We start from the raw sequence: 3,897 nt of genomic DNA on the forward strand, positions 1-3,897 counted from the left end.
GGCAGTAAAAAGCCGTTTGGGGTTGCACGGAATTGCCCCCAACTGCATCACCACTGACCAGTCATTTGCATCGGACTTGACCAGCGCACATGGGAATGACGATCGGCAGAGAACGGCCAGAAGCGGACGGTCGCGTTATATTCACTCTAGAGGAGGCACAAGGGGGCTGATGTCAAACCTATCGATTCTCAGTCGGCTGGAGGACTCGCTGGCAGCCTACAGCAATGGAACGTTGGCTCGCGGTGTCTTCATAGCCTTCCTTAGCAACAGCATTTGTGCGCTGGAAGGTGTACCGCTCAGCGTTACCCATGAACTTCGAGAACATGAATACGCCATCGAGATGGAAGGTTATTTTGACGACGAAGGGTTCGAGTCCCAGCAAAATTTAGCTCAAGAAAGCCTGTTTGACTGGATACAGGAGCTCAAGCGTATTTACGGAGCCTAAGGTCTAGAACGCGATGAGGTCGTGTCCCGAATACGATGCAGCTTCCCCGCTGTATTCCTATCGACGCGGCTCTCGTGTCAGCTGTTAATCTCGCGGCCACTTTTTTTAATCTCATGCTTTATAAAGCAGCGCTTAGGTTGACCGACCTAAGCCTTAGAACAACGCAAGCGTTCACATCGTTTCCAGGCCGACAGTGGCCAGCCTCGGCCGGCTAGCTCCAAATCTATCGACCGCTCCTAACGGCTGCTATGGGTCGTTTCTTACCTCTCGCGACGGGCCAAAAACGGCCAAAAGCGGCCGGCGAGTACCAACAAGAGTCGGAGATCAGTGGGGCGTTCGGTTGCGTTTACTAAGCCAGGGGCTATTCAATGCTACGCTTCCTGTGATTCGTACTCGAACCCTCATCTAGGGCCAAAAAATGACAGCACTGAGGTTCTTTTTCGTGAAGTACAGATATCGCCTCAAGTCGTCGCTCGATAGCGAGTCCTGGTCCGAAGGCACAAGGCCGATTCGGGCGGATGGCCAATAAGATGCCAATTACAGTGCTAGGCAAATGCTCCCGCAGGAGATGCCAGATCATGTGGTGGAAATTTTAGACCTCAGAAACGAACCATAGGCCGCATACATGTCAACCGAACACCATCAAGCAACATCTGTGTCGCTTCCTCCGGAGTCGGCGATTGCTAAAGCCTACGCATCGATGAATCTCGCCGACGCTTACTCGATCGAGCTTCCCACCGGAGCGTCAACCAATCCCGAATTGTTGGCGAGGTTCATCTTCGCTCACCAAGCGCCTTGGGTCAGCAGCCTCTTAACGGTTCGAGACGCGCTCGTAGCCGGTTTCGGCCTCAAGACAGCTAAGCATCTCGCATCACTGGATGCGGAGAGCGGAGCGGGCCGACTCGGCATCTTTAAGATCTACAGCACAAGTCCAACTGAAGTTGTTCTTGGAGAAGACGACAAGCACCTGGACTTCAGGCTCTCTGTTCTGTGTTCCGGTCAGTCGTCGCCGGGAGCTAAACGTCACTTGACTCTGTCGACCGTTGTTCATTGCCACAATCGCTTAGGTCGTCTCTATATTTTTCTCATTGCCCCGTTTCATCGCTTAGTCGTTCAGTCCAATCTTCGTAGTGCGGCACGGATCGGCTGGCCGTCGGCGACGGAGGCGTAAGCCAAAGTCCAAATCATCATGCGCGGCCAACTGAGGTCTAACCCTTCCCTCAACTCGGACCGCAACCGAAGACTGCCGCTGCGCGGCATAGGTTGCGGCCTGTTAGCTCGGCTTTGAACGACAGCTTCCGGGAAGCATGACCGACGGCAAAGGGTCGAAAGCTGCTTGCTCCGCTATTGCAGCGGAACATACACATCTGTTTGCCATTGATCCTGTGGTGTCTCGGGATGGACGCTCAGGTAATTGAAGAATAGCGGCTGGTCACGGAGTTCCTCTCCACTGGCAGGAAGCCAATCGCGGTAAATCGGATAGATCGTTTCGCCGATGTGATCCGGTGACCCCGCGTGTCGCACCACGACGTAGCGACCGGCAGGAATGACGATCTCGTGCACGCCGAACTCATTCGGCGCCACGGCCTCGTGAATCTCGCCGCAGATTGCGAAGCGGAATGCTTGTGGAGGTGTCGTATCGGGGTTGCTATAGGGAATGCCAAAAGTGCGACTCGATGCCACCGGCGACTGTCCGCTCTGCATACGCCACTCGATGAACGTGCGCACGCTATCATTGACGAGCCCGGCTGGTCCGCAGTGCTCAAGCGCTGCTACCTTGACTTCAGGGAAATCTATGATTCGTACTTGCATGATGATAGTCCTGGAAAAGTGAGGGATTGCGAATACCGCATTCCAGACCTGCCAGTTCGGTTCCTTCCTGAACGCACTCGGCGTCATACCGAACGCCCGTCTGAACGCCCTGCAAAATGCCTCGGGACTTTCAAAGCCGGCACCGAGTGCGGCGTCCAGTACCGAGTGATCCGCGAGGGCGGCTAGGCTATGTGCCGCGCGTCGTAGTCGCATCAGTTGCACATAACGTGAGACAGGCACTCCTACGAACGCGGTGAATTGTCGATGGAAGTGAAACGCCGAAAAGTTCGCCACATGGCTCAACGTCCTCACCGACAGGTCGCCTTCGAGATTGGCATCAATGTAGGCGAGTACGGCGTTGAAGCGTTTTGTGTAAGCGAAATTGGTCGGCATGTCAGACACTGGAAAAAGCTCCTGGAAGTACGGTCGGCAATAGAGTCGACTATAGCGGCGTGAACGCACCTAGCCGCGTTTGCTCAAGGCACGTTTTGGGTTGGCCAATACGATCTCTTCCAAGGCGATGTAAAGGTCAGGGGCATTTCAGGTGTCCACTTCTGGCCGGAAACAGCCTGCTGTAAATGTGGCAGGCAAGGAGATTATTCGGTCATGGATCAGTGGGCGCCTAGGAGTCGCTGCCCCTCTACGCTGTAGCTGCGAGTGTTGCTCTGCGATCGCTCCGCCGCGCACAGGTTTGCCTTTGCAAGAGAAAGAGCTACAGTTTGCGCTACGTGGGGCTGGATGCCTCGATCACGTCAGAGATGAACATCGTGTTTCCAATCGATATCTGGCTTGCCTACACCGCAGCGTGCCTGCTTCTGGTGCTCGCGCCAGGTCCGGACAATCTGTTGGCCGTGGGCCGCGGGCTCAGCCAGGGGAAAACAGCCGCGATATTATCGGGACTGGCATCCGGCGCAGGAATTCTCTTTCATGTGACGGCCGCTTCGTTAGGACTGACGCTACTTATGCAGACCTCCGCAGCAGCCTTCTGGATCGTCAAGCTTATCGGTGCTGGCTACTTGCTCTGGCTAGGTATCAAGGTGCTGCGCTCTCGTAGCCTGCTTAGCTTTCATCCGGCAGCTCGACAATCCCTGCCAAGCATTTTCCTGACAGGCTTCTGCTCCGCAGCACTGAACCCCAAGCCGGGCTTTTTCGTGTTGGCATTCATCCCGCAGTTTGTTGACCCGCACCGCGGCTCAGTGAGTATCCAAATGCTGGTGTATGGGGTGTGGTTTGCTGTACTTACGGCAGCTGGATTCGCACTCATGGGCGTCTTCGCCACTGCACTCTCCGGTTTTTTACGCCAGCGGCCACGACTCGTGAATGGTCTGAACGTGGGAGCAGGGCTGACGTTTGTGGCGTCGGGGGTATCGATCGCGGCGCTCAGCCAAAAGTAGAACTTGGGGTTCGCGAGGTAAGGGGCTCGCCCCGCTGAACAGCACGGTAAAAGTCCAACTCGTGAAATCAAGCTGATGAAGCATGGGTACATGGGGCCGGTAACTGCCGGACATCAAGGGCTGCTATTGGCCGTTCTCTGCCGATCGTCATTCCCATGTGCGCTGGTCAAGTCCGATGCAAATGACTGGTCAGTGGTGATGCAGTTGGGGGCAATTCCGTGCAACCCCAAACGGCTTTTTACTGCC

The 3,897-nt window shown here is 55.5% G+C and carries 4 protein-coding genes; 3 read left to right on the forward strand and 1 reads right to left on the reverse strand.

What is annotated here, in order from left to right:
* Both WLY71_RS29930 and WLY71_RS29935 read left to right on the forward strand, forming a co-directional pair.
* A partial coding sequence (locus WLY71_RS29930; protein WP_347806449.1) for a hypothetical protein occupies positions 1-445 on the forward strand: 445 nt, incomplete at its 5' end.
* A gap of 625 nt (positions 446-1,070) precedes the next feature.
* On the forward strand, positions 1,071-1,616 hold the full coding sequence (locus WLY71_RS29935; protein ID WP_347806450.1) for a DUF2867 domain-containing protein: 546 nt from the start codon (positions 1,071-1,073) through the stop codon (positions 1,614-1,616).
* Between the two features lie 173 nt (positions 1,617-1,789).
* Here the strand turns inward: WLY71_RS29935 and WLY71_RS29940 are convergent, their stop codons facing one another.
* Complete coding sequence (locus tag WLY71_RS29940) at positions 1,790-2,659, reverse strand: AraC family transcriptional regulator (protein ID WP_347806451.1); 870 nt, start codon at positions 2,657-2,659, stop codon at positions 1,790-1,792.
* Positions 2,660-3,024: 365 nt separating this feature from the next.
* On the opposite strand from WLY71_RS29940, the gene WLY71_RS29945 reads away from it, so the two are divergent.
* Positions 3,025-3,651, forward strand: a complete 627-nt coding sequence (locus tag WLY71_RS29945) for a LysE family translocator (RefSeq protein WP_128604990.1) — start codon at positions 3,025-3,027, stop codon at positions 3,649-3,651.
* Positions 3,652-3,897: the final 246 nt, after the last annotated feature.

Source organism: Pseudomonas rossensis, assembly GCF_039888995.1.
Taxonomy (GTDB): domain Bacteria; phylum Pseudomonadota; class Gammaproteobacteria; order Pseudomonadales; family Pseudomonadaceae; genus Aquipseudomonas; species Aquipseudomonas rossensis.

What these genes read in the sequence shown, in the direction of transcription:
- WLY71_RS29935 (WP_347806450.1), top strand. Translation starts at nt 1,071, where the DNA reads ATGTCAACCGAACACCATCAAGCAACATCTGTGTCGCTTCCTCCGGAG.